Raw genomic sequence first — 19,239 nt, 5'->3', positions numbered from 1 at the left:
CCGCACCCGTGCCCGTACCAGCCGTGCATCCAGTCGCTAGCGGCGACGGGCGATCAAAGCGATCTGCACGCCTGCCGATTCAACCTCCGCCCGGAGCGCGGCCAGCAGATCCTGCACGTCCGAGTCGTCCGGGTCCGCCGGCAGTTCGATGTCGAGGCGCCATCCTTGGCTGTCCACGTCGCGCCAGAGCTCAACGCGCGCAGCGACCCCGGCGATCGCCCGGGTGACTTCGCCGAACAACTCGTCCCAGTCGTCGCCGAGACGCCCAACCTCATTGAGGCCGAGCGCTGCCCGCAGACGACCCAGAGCGGCCCGGTCCAGGTGCCCACGTAAATCAATTACCCAGCTAACTGGCATTCGTTTCTCCAACAATCCAGTCCGCATCTCGGAAGTGGGACGACACTCCAGTTGCGGCGCGATCCGGCGGCCCGGAACCAGGAAAAATAGCCGGCACCACGTCGCGGTCCAGCTCACGGGCGTGCCGTTCAGCCCATTGGAACACGCTGGGGAAGCACTCTCGCGCCACCTTCTTCGCCACGAACCCGTACCTCGCATTGACGACACGAAGGCCAGGATATTTCTCGGCCGCGTGTTGCCGAGCCCGCTCCACCATCTCATCGGAGGAAATCTGAAAGTCATAGTCACTTGGCTCTTCCAGGCCCAGCCGGTACATGGCGTCAAACGGCCTACGCAGCGGCAGGGGCGTTCCCTGCGACCATCTCTGTAGACGCGCCAACGCCTCCGGGTCGTCTATCAGCTCGGACTCCGTCGGCATCTGCTTGTGAGGACCCGAGAAGAAGTTGGCCGATGAGCCTTGCAGCCGAATGTCGACAGCCGACGGGTCGAGGCCATCCTCCCGTAATGCATCGAAGAGCTCGGCCGTCATCTGTGCGAACTGTGCACGGGTAGCTCCAAGGGGCGCCGACCTGTCGGCCCAGGCCAGGACGGCATCGGGTGTGATGCCGAGGAACTCGCAATCCTTCGGGTTGAGCTGACGGCCGGTTTCATCCGTGGGCAACAGAGGACCGGCGGCCTGCCAGCCGCGGTCGCCCCGCTCTTCGGCCGCGCTTTCCTGCATGGCTTCGATGCGGTTTTGCCCGCTAGCGGCATCGGGGGCCGAACCCGGGCCGTCCAGGAGCAGGTACATGCGGTTGATGTACGGGTCACCGTGGCCGCCGTTGTCGTGCGTCGGTGGGTGATCCGGCAGGTCGGGCCGTTCGCTGAACCGGCCCCGGGGCAGTCCGCCGAGCGGCATCGGTCGGCCGTCCCCGCTCAGCACCAGCGCGTCGATGCCGACCACGTCGGGGTAGAGCGGCCGGTCCCGGACCACGCCGTTCTGCGGGTCCACGTAGAGCACCGTGCCGTTCTGGTTGAGCGCCACCCAGGCGTGCGAACCACCGTGCGCCCACTCGGTGACCAGGAACGAGTAGCTGCCGTGGCCGCCCAGCAGCAGTTGGTCGTGCAGGTTGCGGTAGCCCTGGTCGGCGGCCTGCCGGGCCTGCCCGGCGTCCGGTCGTTGGCCCGACGCGGGGGCGAGGAGTTGCTGGAAGCGCCCGCCGGTCACGTCCTCGACCCGGCCCGGGCCGCCTGCCTCGCCGCGGATGGGACGCCGGATGTCGCCGTCCAGGTAGCCGTCGAAGGTTCGCGGCGCCGAGACGCGGGGTCGCCCGTGCACCCAGGTCTCGAAGAGCGACAGCGTGCAGTCCAGGCAGTTGATGCCCCGGGTGGCGTCGGCCGCGGGACCACCGTCGTTGAGGAGCCGGAACCAGCCGCCCTGCCGGGGGTCGGCGGTGCGGATGATGGTGCCGTCCGGCTCGCGGGGCATCTGCCGCTCGACGTCGACCTGGTGCAGGGCGAGCGGTGGTCGGAGTCCTCCGGGCTGCCCGTACGGCCGGGAGTCGTCGATCGGCGGCGGATCGTCGTCGCCGGTGAGCCTGGACGGGCCGGCGGTCTCCACCGCGCCGAGCGCGAGCGCGCCCACGTCCCGGTTGGCGTGCTCGAAGGTGGCGCTGATGTCCACGACCGGCGGGGCGGTGCTGCCAGCCAGCACCGCGTCTGCCAGGTCACGCCATTGCGAGTACGCGCGAGCCTCCTCGTTCGCGGCGCGCTGCCAGCCGTCGGCCCACTGCCGGTTGCCGGCTTGGTGCAGCTGCCGGGCGTAGGTGCCGTATTCGACGGCTCGGCGGTCGTGCTCCACGGCACGGGTGTGCAGGCGGTCGGCCTCGGAGTGCCTGCGGTTGGCCTCGAACCCGATGCGCACTGATTCGTAGTGGTCCTGGTAGCGCCGCCGCTCGGCGGCTTCCGCTGCGGCGGCCCACTGCGCCGCGTACGAGTCGTTGGTTTCGGGCTCGCGCATGGACGGGGCACCGAACGCGGCCACGTCGACCGGGATCGACGCCCTTCCCCGGGCTGGGTGGTCGGGCGCTCGCACCGGTGCGGGCGTCTCCCGCGTCGGGGCACGCGACGGCACGGCGAATCGACCCACCACCGGTGGCGTGGCGGCGACCGGCGGCGAACCGTTGGTGGCGGTCGGGACGCCGTAGGTGACCGGCGTCGCCAGGCCGGGGCTGACCGTCGGTGTGGAGGGGCCGGCAACCGGAGACCAGGCGGTCGGTCCGGGGGTGGTGGCGTGTGGCGGGTTGCCGGGGTGGGCCGGCGGCGCACCGGTGGCTGCCGGCCCACTGCTCGATTCGAGAGGGCCGGCCACCGGCGCGGCCGCCGCCGAGAGCGTGGGGTCGGCCGTGACCGGTTGCGGTACGCCCGTTCTCTCCTCGAACGGCGCGACCGTCGACGGGGTCGCCTCGGCCGGGCGTACCGGATGGTCCGCCACGTCCACGTCGGACACCGCGCCGTCCGGCATCGGTGACGACGCCTGCCAGTCGGCGGCGACAGGAGACGCCAGCCCGACGGCCGGCGACTGCTCGATGCCCGGGGACGTCGGCGCAGCCAACTGGTTCGCCGACGTCGCGGCGACGGCCTCCGTCGCCTGCACCTGAACGCCCCCAGCCGTAACCGGACCGCCTGAGACCACGTCACTGGGAGCCCCCGCAGCCGCAGCCCCGACCGCAGGGGAGACCCCCACCGCTGGCGAGACCCCCACCGCTGAAGCGGCCGCCACTGCGGACGGGACCACCGCATCCCCCGCAACTGGCACCGGCGGCGGAAGGGAGGGACCCGTGAGGGACGCTCCGGCGAGGGCGGTCGCCTGCGCGTCGAGCCGGACGCGTAGCGCGTGGTCGGTCTGGCCGGTAGCCGAACCGGTGGCCCCGGACGCGGCGGCGCGCGCCACGTCCTCCATCGAGGTCAGACCCTGACCGGTGGCCAGACTCGCCGCGCTCTCGGCGAGCACCTCGCCGGTCATCTCCCGCCCCAGGTGCTCCCCGACTCGCGCCGCTCGCCCGGTCGCGTGCCGGCCCAGGCCGGCCAGCGGAGCCACCGCCCCACCGGCGAGCCCACCGACCGCCGAGGCACCGAGATCGGTCAGGTCCAGGCCGTGTGCCCGCCCGGTGGAGTTCTGGTACGCCTGGGTGGCCAGGGTGACCCCGGCTTCCTCGGTGGCCTCCTCCAGCCCTTCGCGGGCGGCCCGCTTGGCGAACCCGCGTGCACCCCCGCGGGCGACCTCCTTGGCGGCCCGCTCGCCGGCCTCCTTGAGCCCGTGTTTGAGGGACTTGCTGGCCAGTTGGCCCATCAGCCGCTTGAAGATCTGTTGAACCAGCAGCCGGGTCGCGGTGATCGCCACGCCAGCGGCCGGGGTTGCGGCACCGGCGGTCAACACCGCCGCCACCGCCACGGAGAGCAACTCGACGACGAGGATGCCCAGCTCGATCCAGACTTCCAGCTTGGCGCCCTCGATGTCGCAACCGCACTCCTCGACCAGTCGACCCAGGTCGGCCGTGACCGCGAGCAGTACGGGCAGCGGGGCGTCGGCACCCTCGGCGATCCCGCGCCAGGCCGCCTCGAACGCCGCGTCGACCGCCCCGACACCGCCGTACCCGCTGTGCACCTCGACGACGGCCGCGGCGGCGTCGGCGTGCGGCCCGGCGAGCACGGAGGCGACCGCGTACCACTGGTCGGCGACGTCCCAGACGGCCCGCTCGTTGCCCTCCGGCCACTGCACGCCGACCACCCAGTCGAGGGCCTCGTAGATCCAGCCGGGCACGTCCCACGGAGCGTGGTCCAGTGGGTGCGGGATGGGACTCGGCAGCACGCTCATCGGGATCGTCGGTTGTCAGCGCCGGTCGGCGGCCCGACCGAGCCGGGTGGCGTTGGCAGCGTCGGTCTGCACGCTCGCGTCGACCGACTGGACCACATCGCCGCCCAGCTCGGTGAGCCGGTGCCCGACGCCCGCCCAGGCTCGCAGCACGGTCTGTTCGAACCCGCGGTAGTTGCGCTCGAAGGCCGCGCCGATGTCGTCGCGCCCCCACGGCCGGGCGCCACTGGCGGCCTCGATCGCGCCCCCCTCCGCCGCCCGACGCGCAGTCACGGCCTCGCCGGCGAGCGCCAGGTCGGCACCACCCCGGCGGGCCCGGGACGGATCAAGCCAGAGCCGCCCGTCGGTCATGGCTTCGCCTCGCCCTTGCCGATGACGGCGTCGGCCCGACCGAGCAGCGTGGCGTAGTCGCCGGTCTTGAGGAAATCCACCGTCCCGGAGCCGGCCGGCATGCTCTCGGCGACGAGGTCGCGAGTGGCGTCGGCGGCGGCGGTCGCGGCAGCCCGGATCGTTTCGGTGACTTTCCGGCCGAGCGCCCCGGCGTCCCGGTCCCGATAGATGGCCGACGTCAGCTCGACCTCGATCAGCTGGCCCTGCGCGCCCACTGTCGCCGTCACCTGCCCGTCGGCCGACCGCCGGGTCACCCGCAGGGCGGCAAGCCGCGCCTGGAGGGTGTCCAAACCGGACCGGAGCTGCTGGTATTGCCCATACACGTCGTCGAATCGGGCCCGTAGCTCGCGATTGACATCCCGGTCCGCCTGTTCGTCCACCGCCGCCCTCCCGTCACCGTCGGTAGAGCGAAACGATACCGGCTGCCATCGATCCGTGTAGTCCGGTAGTTTCAACGCGTGATCGACCGTCAACAGGCCGAGCAACTCGCCGCCACCTGGGCCCGCCGTGACTCGCAGCGCCTCGGCCACGAGTGCAGCGCGATGGTCGACGAGTTCGACCTGGGTTACGTCATCACGTCCGTCGTGCCCAGCGAGGTGCGCACGGTGCCGGGCGACCTGCCGACGACGGTCATCGACAAGCAGACCGGCAAGGTCACCACCTGGCCCCGGGTGCCGAGCACGGTGGTGGCGGAGATGTACCGGCGTAGCCAGCCCGCAGGGCCGACCGCCCCTCGCACCGTCGACCCGTCGAGTCTGCTGCTCCGGGAGATAAACCGGGGCGCCACACCGAACACCGCCGCGCACCTGACCATCGACGGGCGGATCTGGACGGCCCAGGGCACGAAGGCCGACGTGCCACTCAACCATCACCCGCTGGTGCGCGACTATCTGGACCAGCTGCCTCCCGGCGAGCTGGTCCGCGGCGGGGAGGCTCATGCCGAGCTGATCGTGGTCTCCGACGTCCTGCACGAGTACGACCACCGCCGCGCCGCCGAGGGCATCGCTCCGATGGGGCGAGCCGAGGCAGCCGCGCTGTTGGAAAATGCCCGCTTCGAGATCTTCCGGATCCGTGAGCCGGGTGATCCCGCAGGTGGGCCCGCCGAGCGGCCCTGCGACTCGTGCCTCTCCTTCCTGGTGCGGGCGAACGTCCTACCGGAGACGGCTCGCGCCTACAACGAAACGTGGAACGCGCCGGAGGCGACCGACCCCGATCCTGGGCGCTTCCCCCCGGAGGTCGCCAACGCGCTGGTCGCGGCCGGATGGCGGCCACACATCGGCGATCAGATCATGGCCGCTGCCGCAGTACGGGACGTCACATCGGTGCCGGGGCGCAACCATCGGCACGAGGTCTTTCCCGCGGCCGTGGAGGCACTCACCGCGTTCCCCAGTCTGGTCGGCGCGCGACGCGGCCGGGGCGAGCAGGTGTGGATCTCCCGTTTCGACATCCGCCCGCACACGGTCGCGCACACCGCCGACACCCTCGCGGACTTCGGCGCGGTGCTCGACGTACGCCTCTTTCCGATCGGCACCGAGCAGCAGGACAGCATCCTGGCGGTGGACGAGGGTGGCCGGGTCTTCGCGCTCGATCAGGCCGGCGAGTGGTTCCTCGGCGACACCGTCGACGCCGCGCTGACCACTCTGCTGCTCGGCCGTGCCCCCGCCCGGGTTCGCGACGACGGCACCTGGCAGGCCGACTAGCGCGGCAGCGCTGCGGGCCCACGGTCGGCACCATGACCCGGGGCATTCGACGAGCCGACGGAAACAGTCGCGATAACCCTTGTCTGCCGCGAATTCGGTAGCGAAGATGGCAGAGAGATTGCGATAACCGCCGCCCTCGGCCCCCTCGGAGTGATCCCGCCATGAGTGACCAGCAGCAGCTGCGCAACTTCGTCAACGGCTCCTACGTCGACCCGGCCGACGGCGGCTACGCCGACCTGGTCGACCCCTGCACGGGTGAGGTGTTCGCCCAGGCCCCGGTCTCCGGCGCGGCCGACGTGGACGCGGCGATGAACGCCGCCGCCACCGCGTTCGAGAGTTGGCGGGAGGTCACCCCCGCCGAGCGGCAGCGGGCGCTGCTCAAGCTCGCCGACGCCGTGGAGGCGCGAGCCGCCGAACTGGTCGACGCGGAGGTGCGCAACACCGGCAAGCCCCGGCAGCTCACCGCCGAGGAGGAGCTTCCCCCGGCGGTGGACCAGTTCCGGTTCTTCGCCGGTGCCGCCCGAATGTTGGAGGGGCGTTCCGCCGGGGAGTACCTGGCCGGGCACACCTCCTATGTGCGGCGGGAGCCGATCGGCGTCTGCGCGCAGGTCACGCCCTGGAACTATCCGCTGATGATGGCGGTCTGGAAGATCGCCCCGGCGCTCGCCGCCGGCAACACGGTGGTGCTCAAACCGTCGGACACCACCCCGGTGTCGACACTGCTGCTCGCCGAGATCGCCGCCGAGTTCTTCCCGCCAGGGGTGTTCAACGTGGTCTGCGGCGACCGGGACACCGGTCGTACCCTGGTGTCGCACCCGACCCCGCAGCTGGTGTCGATCACCGGCTCGACCCGGGCGGGCATGGAGGTCGCGGCCGCGGCGGCCCCCGACCTGAAGCGGACCCACCTGGAGTTGGGCGGCAAGGCCCCGGTGGTGATCTTCGATGACGCGGACGTGGCGGCGGCGGCCGAGGCCATCGCGCTGGGTGGCTACTTCAACGCCGGGCAGGACTGCACGGCGGCGACCAGGGTGCTGGCCGGCCTGGGCGTCCACGATGACTTCGTGGCGGCGCTCGCCGAGCAGGCCCGCGCCACGAAGACCGGCGCACCGGACGACGCCGACGTGCTCTACGGCCCGCTGAACAACGCCAACCAGCTCGCCCGGGTCAGCGGCTTCGTGGACCGGCTGCCGGATCACGCCGCGATCCAGACCGGCGGGTCGCGGCAGGGTGAGCGCGGCTATTTCTACGCGCCGACTGTGGTCTCCGGGCTGCGGCAGGCCGACGAGATCATCCAGGACGAGGTGTTTGGGCCGGTCATCACCGTGCAGCGCTTCTCCGACGAGGACGAGGCGGTGCGCTGGGCCAACGGCGTCGACTACGGCCTCTCCGCGTCGGTGTGGACGCGGGACCACGGCCGGGCCATGCGGATGACCCGTCGACTGGACTTCGGCTGCGTCTGGGTGAACACGCACATCCCGTTCGTCTCGGAGATGCCGCACGGCGGCTTCAAGCACTCCGGCCACGGCAAGGACCTCTCGGTCTACAGCCTGGAGGACTACACCCGGATCAAGCACGTCATGCACAACATCGAGGGCTGACGCGTGACCACGTCTGACGAGTTGCACAAGCGGCGCGGCGGTGCCGTCGCCCGGGGTGTCGGCAGTGTCATCGCGTCCTACGTGGACCACGCCTCCGGGGCGACGATCACCGACGTCGACGGCCGGGAATGGATCGACTTCGCCGCCGGCATCGCGGTGACCAGCGTGGGCAATTCCGCCCCGAGGGTGGTCGAGGCGGTCCGCGCGCAGGTGGAGCGGTTCACCCACACCTGCTTCATGGTCGCGCCGTACGAGTCGTACGTGGCGGTGTGCGAGCAACTCAACGCGTTGACGCCCGGCGGGTTCGAGAAACGCTCGGCGTTGTTCAACTCCGGCGCGGAGGCGGTGGAGAACGCGGTCAAGATCGCCCGGCATGCCACCGGGCGGCCGGCGGTCGTGGTCTTCGACCACGCGTACCACGGCCGGACGAACCTGACCATGGCGTTGACCGCGAAGAACATGCCGTACAAGCACCGGTTCGGGCCGTTCGCCGGGGAGATCTACCGGGTGCCGATGTCGTACCCGCTGCGCGATGGTGGGCTCTCCGGAGCGCAGGCGGCGGCCCGAGCCGTCGAGATGATCGAGAAGCAGGTCGGCGCGGAGAACGTCGCCGCGCTGCTCATCGAGCCGATTCAGGGTGAGGGTGGCTTCGTCGTACCCGCGCCGGGGTTCCTGCCCGCGTTGCGCGCCTGGGCGACGGCGGCCGGGGTGGTGTTCGTCGCCGACGAGATCCAGACCGGCTTCTGCCGTACCGGTGACTGGTTCGCCTGCCAGCACGAGGGCGTCGAACCCGACCTGGTGACAGTGGCCAAGGGCATCGCCGGTGGCCTGCCGCTGGCCGCGGTGACCGGTCGGGCCGAGCTGATGGACGCGGTGCACCTGGGCGGGCTCGGCGGCACGTACGGCGGCAACCCGATCGCCTGCGCCGCCGCGCTGGCCACCATCGAGACCATGCACGAGCTGGACCTGGCCGGTGCGGCCCGACGGATCGAGTCGGTGCTGCTCCCCCGGCTACGGGCGATCGCCGAGCGGGATCCCCGGGTCGCCGAGGTACGCGGCCGGGGCGCGATGCTCGCCGTGGAGCTGGTGCTCCCGGGCACGCTCACCCCCGACCCGGTCGCCACCGCGGCGATCTCGGCGGCCTGTCACGCCGCCGGCCTGCTCACCCTGACCTGCGGCACGTACGGAAACGTGCTGCGCTTCCTGCCCCCGCTGGTGATCTCCGACGGGCAGCTCAGCCGGGGCGCGGACCTGCTCGACGCCGCCTTCGGCTGAACGGGGGAAGGGCCCGCGCCCCGGGCCCCCTCCCCCGACGTCAGCGCAGCACCTCAACCGTGTTGCGGCGCACCACGTTCTTGCCCGGCTCGCGGATCTGCTCCATGGCGGCGGAGTTGAGCAGCACACAACTGCCCGACGGGCCGGTCACCGTGACCGTGGTGGCCCGGTTGTTGTCCAGGTTGGTCACCCGCAGCCGGGTGCCGACCGGGAACTGCCCGCTGGTCGCCGCCGGCCCGGCCGCCTCCTCGAAGAAGGTGACCGACCCCGTGCAGGCCGACCGGGGTGCCGGGCCGGGCGCACCGGGCGACGCGACGCCGGGGCGGACCGTGCCGGGGGCCGGAGCACCGGCGGGCGGTGCCGCGCCGTCGACGCGTTCCACCACGTTGCGGCGGATCACGTTCTTCCCCGGCTCCCGGACCAGCTCCATGGCCGCAGCGTTGAGCAGCACACAACTGCCCGACGGGCCGGTCACCGTCACCGTTGCCGCCCGGTTGTTGTCCAGGTTCGTCACCCGCAGCCGGGTACCCACCGGGAACCGGTCGCTGGTCGCCGCCGGCGCCCCGCCCTCCGCCGAGAAGGTGACCGAGCCGGAGCAGACCGACGACCGTGCCGGGGCCGTGTCGGCGAACCCGAAGCTGGTCCCCACCGCCACACCCACTGCGGCGAGCACCGCCACGCTCGCCGCCAGCACGTGCCTGCGCTGCACCCTCATCGCCGTCACTCCCGTCCTCGGTGGTGTCCTTCACTCACCTGGTACGGGCCGCAGCGCCCTACCGTTCAGCCGGCACGGGTATCGATCGTGCGGTGGCCAGGTCCACCGGCCCGTAGCGGGTGTGCGGCGCACCGGTGATCAGCGCCCAGTAACGGTCGCCGTACGACCAGTGCCACCACTCCGTCGGGTAGTTCACCATCCCCGCGCCACCGAGCGCGTCCACCATGATCTGCCGGTGCCGACGGGCGGTGCCGACGATCGTCGGCGCGTCGGTGAAGCAGGCGTCGGCGCTTTCCTCCGGGGTGGCGTCGATGGCAGTGCCCAGATCCAACTCCACACCCTCGTCGGTGCAGAGCGTCAGGTCCACCGCGCCGCCCGTGCTGTGCGGGGCCACCTCGACCGGTGAGACGAACTTCGTGGTCTCCCGGTGCAGCCGCTCCGGCGACCAGTCGGGGTGTAGTCGGCGCAGCTCGTCCCGGTAGCCGGTGAAGATGGCCAGCTGCGCCCGGTACGGCCGGTAGCCCTCGACCACCAGCAGGCGCATCCCACCGGGCAGGGCACGCTGCGCGGCGAGCAGGCGCTCCACGACACCTGCGCGCAGCCGGGCGTACGCCCCGGCCGGGTCGGCTGCCCGGTCGTCGAGCCGCAGCTCCGGCAGCTCGCGCAGGTCCACGAACTCCTCGCCGTCGTCGGCGCTGGGCACCGCCGCCACCCGGGGATCGGAGAGCAGGATCATCGGGGGCTCCCCACCAAGCTCGCGGACCGTTCCGCGTGGCGAACGCGGGCCAACTCGACCAGTCGGTCCACCACCTCCCGATAGCTGACCCCGACAGCGGCCCACACCTTCGGGTACATCGAGTGCGCGGTGAAGCCGGGCATCGTGTTCAGCTCGTTGACGTACAGCTCACCGGCGTCGTAGAAGAAGTCGACCCGGGCCAGCCCCCAACCGCCGATCGCGGCGAACGCGCGCAGCGACAGCTCACGGACCCGCGCGGTCACCTCGTCCGGCAGCACGGCGGGGACGATCATCGGGTCGGCGTCGCCGAAGTACTTCTGCTGGTAGTCGAACCAGCCGCCACTGACCCGCACCTCGCCCACCGCCGACGCCTCGGGACGCCAGCCGCCGAGCACCGCGCACTCCAACTCCCGGCCGGCGACGCCCTGCTCGACGATGACCAACTGGTCGTGGCGGAGCGCCTCCTCCACAGCGGCGGTCAGGTCGTCACCCTCGTCGACCCGCGAGATGCCGATCGACGAACCCATGCTGGCCGGCTTGACGAAAAGTGGCCGGCTCAGCCCGGTCACCAGCTCCTCCGGGTCGTCGACCGCCCGGTAGGTGTGCGCGTCGAACGCCACGTACGGGGTGACGGGGATGCCCTCGGCGCGCAGCGCCCGCTTCATCGCCACCTTGTTCATGCCCACCGCCGAGGCCAGGATGCCGCACCCGACGTACGGCACGTTCAGTGACTCCAGCAGCCCCTGCACCACGCCGTCCTCTCCGTACGGGCCGTGCAGCACCGGAAAGACCACGTCCAGCTCGGCGTGCACCGCGCCGGGGGCGTTGCCGGCGGCCACCTGCACGACGCCGGGACGCGGGCCGGCCCGCAACTCGACGGCCGGCCCGCTCACCACCAGTTGGTCGTCGATGGCCCGCTCGCCGGCCGGCCGGTCGCGCAACTCGGCCAGCAGCGCGTCGGGCATCAGCCGAAAACCGCCGCTGCGGGTGACGCCGATGGCGACCGTGCGGTATCCGCCGCCGGCAAGCGCCCGCGCCACCCCGAGCGCGGAGGCACAGGACACCTCGTGCTCCGCCGACGGCCCACCGAACAGGATGCCGATCCGAATTGGCGCGTTCATGCCGCCGCCCCTTCCCGGGTCAGGTCGGCGGATCGTGGTGCCATCAACCGGGCCACCAACGCCGCCTCCACGTTTCCGCCGGTCAGCACCACGCCGACCGTCCGCTGCCGGTCTCCTTCCGGCGGGAGCCGGAGGGCGCCGGCCAGGCCGGCCGCGCCGGACGGTTCGGCGAGCACCTTGAGCTCCGTCAGGATCAGCCGGAACGCCGCCGCGATCTCGTCGTCGTCGACCCGGACGACATCGCGCAGCGTGTCCCGCACGATGGCGAACGGCAGCTCACCCACGCAGGACGGCCGCAGCCCGTCCGCGATGGTGGGCGCCGGTGCGACCGGCACCCGAACACCCGCCGCCAGGCTGCGGGCGAGCGAGTCGCAGCCCACCGGCTCCACGCCGTACACCTCGATGCCGGAGCCGGCGGCGGCCAGGCACGCACCGGCCACCCCGCCACCACCACCGACCGGTACGACCAGCGCGTCCAACGGCATCCCGGCGCGTTCGGCGTCCTCGATCAGCTCCAGGCTCGCGGTGCCCTGCCCGGCGATCACGTCCGGGTGGTCGTACGCGTCGATGACGGGGTGACCGCTCTCGTCGCTGAGCCCGTTGGCCAGCGCCACCCGCTCCTCGACGTCGGTGCCGGCGAACACCACCCGCGCCCCCGCCGCGCGTGCCCGGTCGACCTTCGTCGGTGCCGCGTCGACCGGCAGCACCACGGTCGCGGCGAGGCCGTGCTGCCGGGCCGCCAACGCCACCGCCACCGCGTGGTTGCCGGTGCTCTGCGCGATCACCCCGGGGTGTCCGGCAGCGGCGAGGCGGCCGACCGCGCGCAGCGCGCCCCGCATCTTGTACGAGCCGCCGTGCTGGAGATTCTCCGCCTTGAGCAGGACCCGCGCGCCGGCAAGCTCGTCGATCACCGGGGACCGCAGCACGGGTGTGCGGACCACACGGCCGGCAAGCCAGCGGCTGGCCTCCTCGACATCGGCCCGGACCTGGCCAACGGTGCGTGACATCGTCTCTCCTTCTTCGGGCACACCACGGGCGGGATCCAGCGGTACGTGGACCCCGGGAAAGGTGGATGGAAGTGTCAGGTCAGGGCGGGTAGCTGAACGTCGACCCGCAGGCCGCCGTACTCGGCGGGCCGGGCCGCGATGATGCCGTCATGCGCCTGCGTGATCGAGCGGGCGATGGCGAGACCCAGACCGGCCCCGCTGCCCTGCGAGGTCCGGTCCCGCGCGAGCCGGCGGAACGGCTCGAACAGGCCGGCCACCGCCTCGGCCGGCACGGGTTGGCCGGTGTTGACCACTGACAACGCGGGCACGCCACCCACCACGACGGTCAGTGAGCCGCCCTGCCGGTTGTACTTGATGGCGTTCTCCACCAGGTTGCTGACCAGTCGCTCCAGCAGCACCCGCTCGCCGACGACGACCCGGGGCGCGAGGTGGGTCTCGACGGTGACCCCGGCCTCCCGGGCGCGGTCCGCGTACCCGGACAGCACCGCCTCGACGATCCTGTCCAACCGCTGCGGTATCCGCGAACGCAGGCCCTGGTCACTCTCGCTGAGCGCGAGCAGGCCCTCGATCAGGCGTTCGTTGCGCTCGTTGGTCTCCAGCAGCTGACTGGTCAACAACTCCAACTGCTCGCCGCTGAGCGTCCTGGCCATCCCGACCTCGATCAGCGTCCGCTGCACCGCGAGGGGCGTACGCAGCTCGTGCGAGGCGTTCGCGGCGAACCGCCGCTGTCCCTCGTAACCGGCGGAGACGCGTTCCATCATCTCGTCGATCGCGCGGGACAGCCGGGCCAGCTCGTCGCGACCCCTGGGCCGGATCCGATGGCCGAGGTTCTGCGGGCCGAGGTGCCTGATCGGCCCGGCCAGGTCAACGACCGGGCGCAGGCACCACACCGCAGCGAACCAGAGCCCCACCAGGGCGGCCAGGGTCACGAGCAGCACTGCCGCCTGGGGCAGCGCGAACGCCGTTGGGCGGAAGCTGGTGCACACCTTCGTCAACCCCGGCGCGGGCAGGCCACAGAACTGCTTGACCCAGAGCAAGGTCACACCCGTCAGCCACTCGCCCATCCGCGGCAGTACCGGCCCAGCCAGCAGCGCCAGCAGGCCCACCAGCACCACCCGACGTCGGGGCGTCCAGCTCACGCCGTACCGCCGATGCGGTAGCCGACCTTCGGAACGGTGTGGATGATCGCGGGATCGCCGAGCTTCTTCCGCAAGGTCATCACGGTGACCCGTACCGCGTTGGTGAACGGGTCGGCGAACTCGTCCCAGGCCTGCTCCAGCAACTCCTCCGCGCTGACCACCTGACCGTCCGCGCGCAGCAGCACGTGCAGCACCGCGAACTCCTTCGGGCTCAACGCGAGCGGACGGCCGTCCCGGGTGGCCAGGTGTCGGCCCACGTCCAGCGCCAGGCCGTCCTGGGCGAGCACCGGTGGCAGCGCCGGCGTGGACCGCCGCCCCAGGGCCTGCACCCGCGCCACCAACTCGGCGAAGGCGAACGGCTTGGTCAGGTAGTCGTCCGCGCCGAGGCCGAGACCTTCCACCCGGTCCCGAATGCCGGCCGCCGCGGTGAGCAGCAGCACCCGGGTGCCGACCTGTGAGTCGGCGATGCTGCGGCACACCTCGTCGCCGGTGTGCCCCGGCATGTCCCGGTCCAGCACCGCGACGTCGTACCGGTTCACCCCGACCCGTTCCAGCGCACCGTCACCGTCGTAGCAGACGTCGACAGCCATCGAGAGGCGGCGCAGCCCTTCGGCCACCGTGTCCGCCAACAATCGCTCGTCGTCCGCCACCAGTACCCGCACGTTTTCCGCTCCCCGATTTCGGCCTGCCCGGCATACCGTCGCAGGCCCGGGTTAAGGGTTCTGTAAGCACCCGCCGCAGCCATCCTCCACGCGAGCGTCCAGCGGGCAAACCATCGCAAGCCTGGAGCTGTCGGCTTCGTGCCCGGAGCACACCATCTGCGCCATCCGTCTGCCGCGACCACGACGGTTGGCGCTCACGGGTGAGCTGCGTCACGATGGGGGTCGAGGAGGTCGCCAGATGGCTGACCCGTGGCTCGCCCTGGAGTTCGGCGTCGATCCGGCGGAGCGGATCGCGCAGGTCGGCGCCGCCCACGAGGCGTTCGTGACCGCCGGCTCGGCTCCGCACCGGGTACGGGACGTGGTCCGTCGTTCCTGGGAACGCTCGGCCCGGCTCAACCCCGAGGCCACCCCGCCGATCGACCTGGCCGACGACGTTCTGGCCGCGTACCGGGCGGCCCACCCGCTGGCCCGGGTACTGCCGCTGTTCCGGGACCTGCTCGGCGGCATCGCCCAGGACGGCGCGCACCTGATGGCAGTCTGCGACGCGCACGGGCGGCTGCTCTGGGTCGAGGGGCACCCGGGTGTGCTGCGGCACGCCGAGCGGATGAACTTCGTGCCCGGTGCCCGTTGGGACGAGACGCACGCCGGCACCAACGCGCCGGGCACCGCGCTGGCCGTCGACCACAGCGTGCAGATCTTCGCCACCGAGCACTTCAGTCGGCAGGTCCAGCGGTGGACCTGCGCCGCCGCACCGATCCACGACCCGACCACCGGGCGGCTGCTCGGCGCGATCGACATCACCGGCGGGGACCACCTGGCCAATCCGCACAGCCTGGCGCTCGTTCGGGCCACCGCCCGGGCCGCCGAGGCGCAGCTCGCCGCCGACCGACCGCCCGAACCCGGCGTCGCCACCGTGACCGCGCTCGGCCGCGACGAGGCGGAGCTGCGGCTCGACGGTCGGCGCATCCGGCTCGGTCGACGGCACAGCGAACTGCTGGTGCTGCTGCTTCAGCACCCCGAGGGGCGCACAGGTGTTCAACTCGGCCTCGACCTGTACGGCGACGACCGGCTGCACCCGGTCACACTTCGCGCCGAGCTGTCCCGGTTGCGGCGGGTGCTCGGCCCCGAATTGCTCGACTCCCGCCCGTACCGGCTACGCGGGACCGTCCGCGCCGACTTCAACACCGTCGCCGACCGGCTGGACCAGGGCGATCCGGTGGGCGCGCTCGACGCGTACCCCGGGCCGTTGCTGCCCGGGTCGGACGCACCGGGAGTGGCGCGCCTGCGCCGGCTGATCGACGGTCACCTCCGCGCGGCCGTGCTGGCCACCGCGGACCCGGCGCTGCTCGCCGCCTGGACCGCGACGCCGGTGGGGGCCGACGACCTGGCCGCCTGGCAGGCCCTGGCGCGGGCACTGCCGGTGGGCGCGCCGCGTCGGCCCCTCGCCCTCGCGCGCATCGACCAGCTCGCCGGGGAGTACGACCTCCAGCGCGCAACGTGGCTGCAACGTTCCTGAAACTAGCGTCGCCGTCGGCACACCCGCACAACGACGGCGGAGGTAACCATGACGCGCTACGACGCGCCCACCCACTGGCAGTCCCGTTACGACCACTACATCGGCGGCGAGTACGTCAAGCCGCACGGCGGTGCCTACTTCGAGAACCCGACCCCGGTCACCGGGCAGACCTTCACCGAGGTCGCCCGCGGCACCGCACCCGACGTGGAGAAGGCCCTCGACGCCGCACACGGCGCCGCCGACGCCTGGGGCCGCACCCCGGTGGCCGAACGGGCGCTGATCCTCAACCGGATAGCCGACCGGATGCAGGACAACCTGGAATCCCTGGCGGTGGCCGAGAGCTGGGAGAACGGCAAGCCGGTCCGGGAGACGATGGCCGCCGACATCCCCCTCGCCATCGACCACTTCCGCTACTTCGCCGGGGCGATCCGAGCCCAGGAAGGCTCACTCGGCGAACTGGACGACGACACCGTGGCGTACCACTTCCACGAACCGCTCGGCGTGGTCGGACAGATCATCCCGTGGAACTTCCCGATCCTCATGGCGACCTGGAAGCTCGCGCCCGCGCTGGCCGCCGGCAACGCCGTGGTGCTCAAACCAGCCGAGCAGACACCAGCGTCCATCCACTACTGGCTGTCCCTGGTGGCGGACCTGCTGCCACCGGGAGTGCTGAACATCGTCAACGGCTTCGGCGTGGAGGCCGGCAAACCGCTCGCGTCCTCTGCCCGGGTCGCGAAGGTGGCCTTCACCGGCGAGACCACCACGGGGCGGCTGATCATGCAGTACGCCAGTGAGAACATCAAACCGGTCACGCTGGAGCTGGGCGGCAAGAGCCCCAACATCTTCTTCGACGACGTCAGCGCTCACTCCGACGACTTCCTCGACAAGGCGCTGGAAGGCTTCACCATGTTCGCCCTCAACCAGGGCGAGGTCTGCACCTGCCCGTCGCGGGCGCTGATCCAGCAGGGCCACTACAGCGACTTCCTCGCCGCGGCGGTTTCACGCACCGAGCAGATCGTGCAGGGTCACCCCCTGGACACCGACACGATGATCGGTGCGCAGGCATCCAACGACCAGCTCGAAAAGATTCTGTCCTACCTGGACATCGGCCGGCAGGAAGGCGCCCGTGTACTGACTGGAGGATCGCGTGCCGACCTGGGCGGCGACTTGTCGGGCGGATACTACGTTGAGCCAACCATCTTCGAGGGCGACAACTCGATGCGGATCTTCCAGGAGGAGATCTTCGGGCCGGTGGTCTCGGTGACCTCCTTCGCCGACCTCGACGACGCCGTGAAGATCGCCAACGACACCCTGTACGGGCTGGGCGCGGGCGTGTGGAGCCGGGACATGAACACCGCCTACCGGGCCGGGCGGGCCATCCAGGCCGGGCGGGTGTGGACCAACTGCTACCACGCGTACCCGGCGCACGCCGCGTTCGGCGGGTACAAACAGTCCGGGATCGGCCGGGAGAACCACAAGATGATGCTGGAGCACTACCAGCAGACGAAGAACCTGCTGGTCAGCTACTCCACCAAGAAGCTCGGCTTCTTCTGATGCCGGTCGTCTCCGTCACCCCCGCCGCGGCCGAGTTGATCCGGTCGCTGCGGGGGCGGCACGGCCCGCTGATGTTCCACCAGTCCGGCGGCTGTTGCGACGGCAGCGCCCCGATGTGCTTCCCGGCGGGCGAGTTCCGCACCGGCGCGTCCGACGTGCTGCTCGCCTCACTCTCGGTCGACGGGGTGGCTGAGCCGGTCGAGTTCTGGATGTCGGCGTCCCAGTGGGAGTTGTGGAAACACACCACGCTGACCGTCGACGTGGTGCCGGGCAGAGGCAGCGGCTTCTCCCTAGAGGCCCCCGAAGGCGTCCGCTTCCTCATCCGCTCCCACCTGGCCCCCTGAGCCGAGCCGCGCCCTCCCCTCCCCCCGTCCCCTCCCCTCCCCCCGCCCCCCTCGTCGATCTTGCACTTTGTGTTGTCGGAATGCGCCTGTTGAGAGGTTTATCGGGACAGAAAGTGCAAGATCGACGAGGGTGGTGGGGTGGGGTGGGTTAGAGGAGGGCAGCCCGGATGGTGTCCTTGATGTGTTGGGGGCGGCGGTAGAGGTCACGGTCGGTGAAATAGCGCATCCGCCATCCGGCAGCACTCAGCCAGTTGACCCGCTCCCGGTCGCGCCTGAGTCGGTCACGATCCAGGTGCGACAGTCCGTCGTACTCGATGCCGACCCGACGTTCTCGGTAGCCCAGATCGAGCCGATACAGAGGGATGCCAAAACGGTCGGCCACCCACAGTTGTGGCTCCGGCGGGGGCAGCCCTCCGTCGATGAGGATCAGCCGCAACTGGCTCTCCTGTCGGCACTCCGCCCTGCCGTCTGCCAGCGGTATGAGTTGCCGGGCTTGGCGGACACCACGCAGTGCGCTGTGGGCCGCCACCTCGGCCAGCAGTTCGTCCTGGGTTACCAGGCCCGACCGCAGCGCAGCATCGAGTACCGGGAGTGCGTCGAGCCGCCGAACGGCGCGAGCCAGGTCAACTACACATCGAGCCGCCGGCACGCAGGGCAGACCTTCGACGAAGACCGGCTGAGCGGGTAAGACTGTCCGGTGAACAACCACTCCGGGCAGACGGGGCTTCGGCACCCCCGCGGGCAGTTGAATATGGATCAGATCGTCGCGCAACACACCGAATCCGTGTCGACGGGCGGCACTCTGCCTAGCCAACATCGCCCCGTCGGGTAACCGGAGCATCAGTGCACGCAGTTCGTCATCGTCGCCACAGGGTTTGTTGGCGTATATCCCTCTGCGCACACGGTGCAATTCTTCGCGGTCGAGCCGAGTACGGATCCGCGCGACGGTCAGCTTTCGCATCAGCGCGTCAGTACGCCACAACTGAATAGCCATGAGAGCAGGCTGACCACATCAGGATCTCAGCGATGTCCCACAACGACCGCCTGTGGATAACCGTCCCACCTGTGGACAGTTCCCCACCCCACCTCCCGCGATGCTAGGGCCCGCCCCTCCACCCCGCGATCTTGCACTTTCTGTTGCCGAAATGCCCGGTAAGGAATGAAAAGCGAGCGCACAAAGTGCAAGATCGCGGAGGGCGGGGGGCGGGGGGCGGGGCGGGGGGCGGGGCGGGGCGGGGGGCGGGGGGCGGGGGGGATTAGTCGCAGGCGGTG

17 protein-coding genes are annotated in these 19,239 nt (G+C 71.3%); 6 read left to right on the top strand and 11 right to left on the bottom strand.

Annotation, left to right across the window (positions count from 1 at the left end; all coding sequences use genetic code 11):
• Positions 1–36: 36 nt before the first annotated feature.
• Genes V6U86_RS02465 through V6U86_RS02450 form a run of 4 tightly spaced genes read right to left on the bottom strand, consistent with a single transcriptional unit; the run spans position 37 to position 4,980 of the window.
• Positions 37–357, bottom strand: a complete 321-nt coding sequence (locus V6U86_RS02465; protein ID WP_334497898.1) for a hypothetical protein — start codon at positions 355–357, stop codon at positions 37–39.
• Positions 347–4,213, bottom strand: a complete 3,867-nt coding sequence (locus V6U86_RS02460) for a toxin glutamine deamidase domain-containing protein (protein WP_334497896.1) — start codon at positions 4,211–4,213, stop codon at positions 347–349. The genes V6U86_RS02465 and V6U86_RS02460 overlap by 11 nt, the downstream gene beginning before the upstream one ends.
• A 15-nt stretch (positions 4,214–4,228) precedes the next feature.
• Positions 4,229–4,561: a hypothetical protein gene (locus tag V6U86_RS02455; RefSeq protein ID WP_334497895.1), complete on the bottom strand. Its 333-nt coding sequence runs from the start codon at positions 4,559–4,561 to the stop codon at positions 4,229–4,231.
• Positions 4,558–4,980: a YbaB/EbfC family nucleoid-associated protein gene (locus tag V6U86_RS02450; RefSeq protein WP_334497893.1), complete on the bottom strand. Its 423-nt coding sequence runs from the start codon at positions 4,978–4,980 to the stop codon at positions 4,558–4,560. Before V6U86_RS02450 ends, V6U86_RS02455 begins: the two co-directional genes overlap by 4 nt.
• A gap of 78 nt (positions 4,981–5,058) precedes the next feature.
• Between V6U86_RS02450 and V6U86_RS02445 the strand changes: the two genes are divergently transcribed.
• The 3 genes from V6U86_RS02445 (at position 5,059) to gabT (ending at position 9,173) form a co-directional block, all read left to right on the top strand.
• A complete protein-coding gene (locus tag V6U86_RS02445) occupies positions 5,059–6,300 on the top strand; it encodes an SUKH-3 domain-containing protein (RefSeq protein ID WP_334497891.1) in 1,242 nt (413 codons plus the stop codon).
• Between the two features lie 161 nt (positions 6,301–6,461).
• On the top strand, positions 6,462–7,898 hold the full coding sequence (locus tag V6U86_RS02440; RefSeq protein ID WP_334497889.1) for a gamma-aminobutyraldehyde dehydrogenase: 1,437 nt from the start codon (positions 6,462–6,464) through the stop codon (positions 7,896–7,898).
• Positions 7,899–7,901: 3 nt separating this feature from the next.
• Positions 7,902–9,173 (top strand): 4-aminobutyrate--2-oxoglutarate transaminase, encoded by a 1,272-nt coding sequence (gene gabT / locus V6U86_RS02435; RefSeq protein ID WP_334497887.1) that lies wholly within the window; start codon positions 7,902–7,904, stop codon positions 9,171–9,173.
• Between the two features lie 40 nt (positions 9,174–9,213).
• Here gabT and V6U86_RS02430 read toward each other — a convergent pair whose 3' ends face one another.
• The 6 genes from V6U86_RS02430 to V6U86_RS02405 form a co-directional block, all read right to left on the bottom strand.
• On the bottom strand, positions 9,214–9,888 hold the full coding sequence (locus tag V6U86_RS02430; protein ID WP_334497884.1) for a hypothetical protein: 675 nt from the start codon (positions 9,886–9,888) through the stop codon (positions 9,214–9,216).
• Positions 9,889–9,946: 58 nt separating this feature from the next.
• Entirely contained in the window at positions 9,947–10,624 is a 678-nt protein-coding gene (locus V6U86_RS02425) for a M15 family metallopeptidase (RefSeq protein ID WP_334497882.1), read from the bottom strand.
• Entirely contained in the window at positions 10,621–11,745 is a 1,125-nt protein-coding gene (locus V6U86_RS02420) for a D-alanine--D-alanine ligase family protein (RefSeq protein WP_334497880.1), read from the bottom strand. Before V6U86_RS02420 ends, V6U86_RS02425 begins: the two co-directional genes overlap by 4 nt.
• Positions 11,742–12,752, bottom strand: a complete 1,011-nt coding sequence (locus tag V6U86_RS02415; protein WP_334497879.1) for a threonine ammonia-lyase — start codon at positions 12,750–12,752, stop codon at positions 11,742–11,744. Before V6U86_RS02415 ends, V6U86_RS02420 begins: the two co-directional genes overlap by 4 nt.
• A 74-nt stretch (positions 12,753–12,826) precedes the next feature.
• Positions 12,827–13,891, bottom strand: a complete 1,065-nt coding sequence (locus V6U86_RS02410) for a sensor histidine kinase (protein ID WP_334497877.1) — start codon at positions 13,889–13,891, stop codon at positions 12,827–12,829.
• Positions 13,888–14,553, bottom strand: coding sequence for a response regulator transcription factor (locus V6U86_RS02405; protein ID WP_334497875.1), 666 nt, complete (start codon positions 14,551–14,553; stop codon positions 13,888–13,890). The genes V6U86_RS02410 and V6U86_RS02405 overlap by 4 nt, the downstream gene beginning before the upstream one ends.
• A gap of 238 nt (positions 14,554–14,791) precedes the next feature.
• On the opposite strand from V6U86_RS02405, the gene V6U86_RS02400 reads away from it, so the two are divergent.
• The 3 genes from V6U86_RS02400 to V6U86_RS02390 are packed head-to-tail and all read left to right on the top strand — an operon-like array spanning position 14,792 to position 17,967.
• Entirely contained in the window at positions 14,792–16,069 is a 1,278-nt protein-coding gene (locus V6U86_RS02400; protein WP_334497873.1) for a GAF domain-containing protein, read from the top strand.
• A 48-nt stretch (positions 16,070–16,117) separates the two neighbouring features.
• Positions 16,118–17,623, top strand: a complete 1,506-nt coding sequence (gene adh / locus V6U86_RS02395) for an aldehyde dehydrogenase (RefSeq protein WP_334497871.1) — start codon at positions 16,118–16,120, stop codon at positions 17,621–17,623.
• Entirely contained in the window at positions 17,623–17,967 is a 345-nt protein-coding gene (locus tag V6U86_RS02390; RefSeq protein WP_442934866.1) for a DUF779 domain-containing protein, read from the top strand. The genes adh and V6U86_RS02390 overlap by 1 nt, the downstream gene beginning before the upstream one ends.
• A 148-nt stretch (positions 17,968–18,115) precedes the next feature.
• On the opposite strand, the gene V6U86_RS02385 is transcribed toward V6U86_RS02390, so the two are convergent.
• The gene (locus V6U86_RS02385) at positions 18,116–18,961 is read right to left on the bottom strand and encodes a DUF559 domain-containing protein (RefSeq protein ID WP_334497869.1); all 846 of its coding nucleotides are present in this window, start codon (positions 18,959–18,961) and stop codon (positions 18,116–18,118) included.
• Positions 18,962–19,239: the final 278 nt, after the last annotated feature.

The sequence above is a fragment of the Micromonospora sp. CPCC 205558 genome (assembly GCF_036902955.1).
Classification (GTDB): domain Bacteria; phylum Actinomycetota; class Actinomycetes; order Mycobacteriales; family Micromonosporaceae; genus Micromonospora.
Note: the sequence above shows the minus strand (reverse complement) of the source record. Positions and strands in the feature narration are given on the sequence as shown.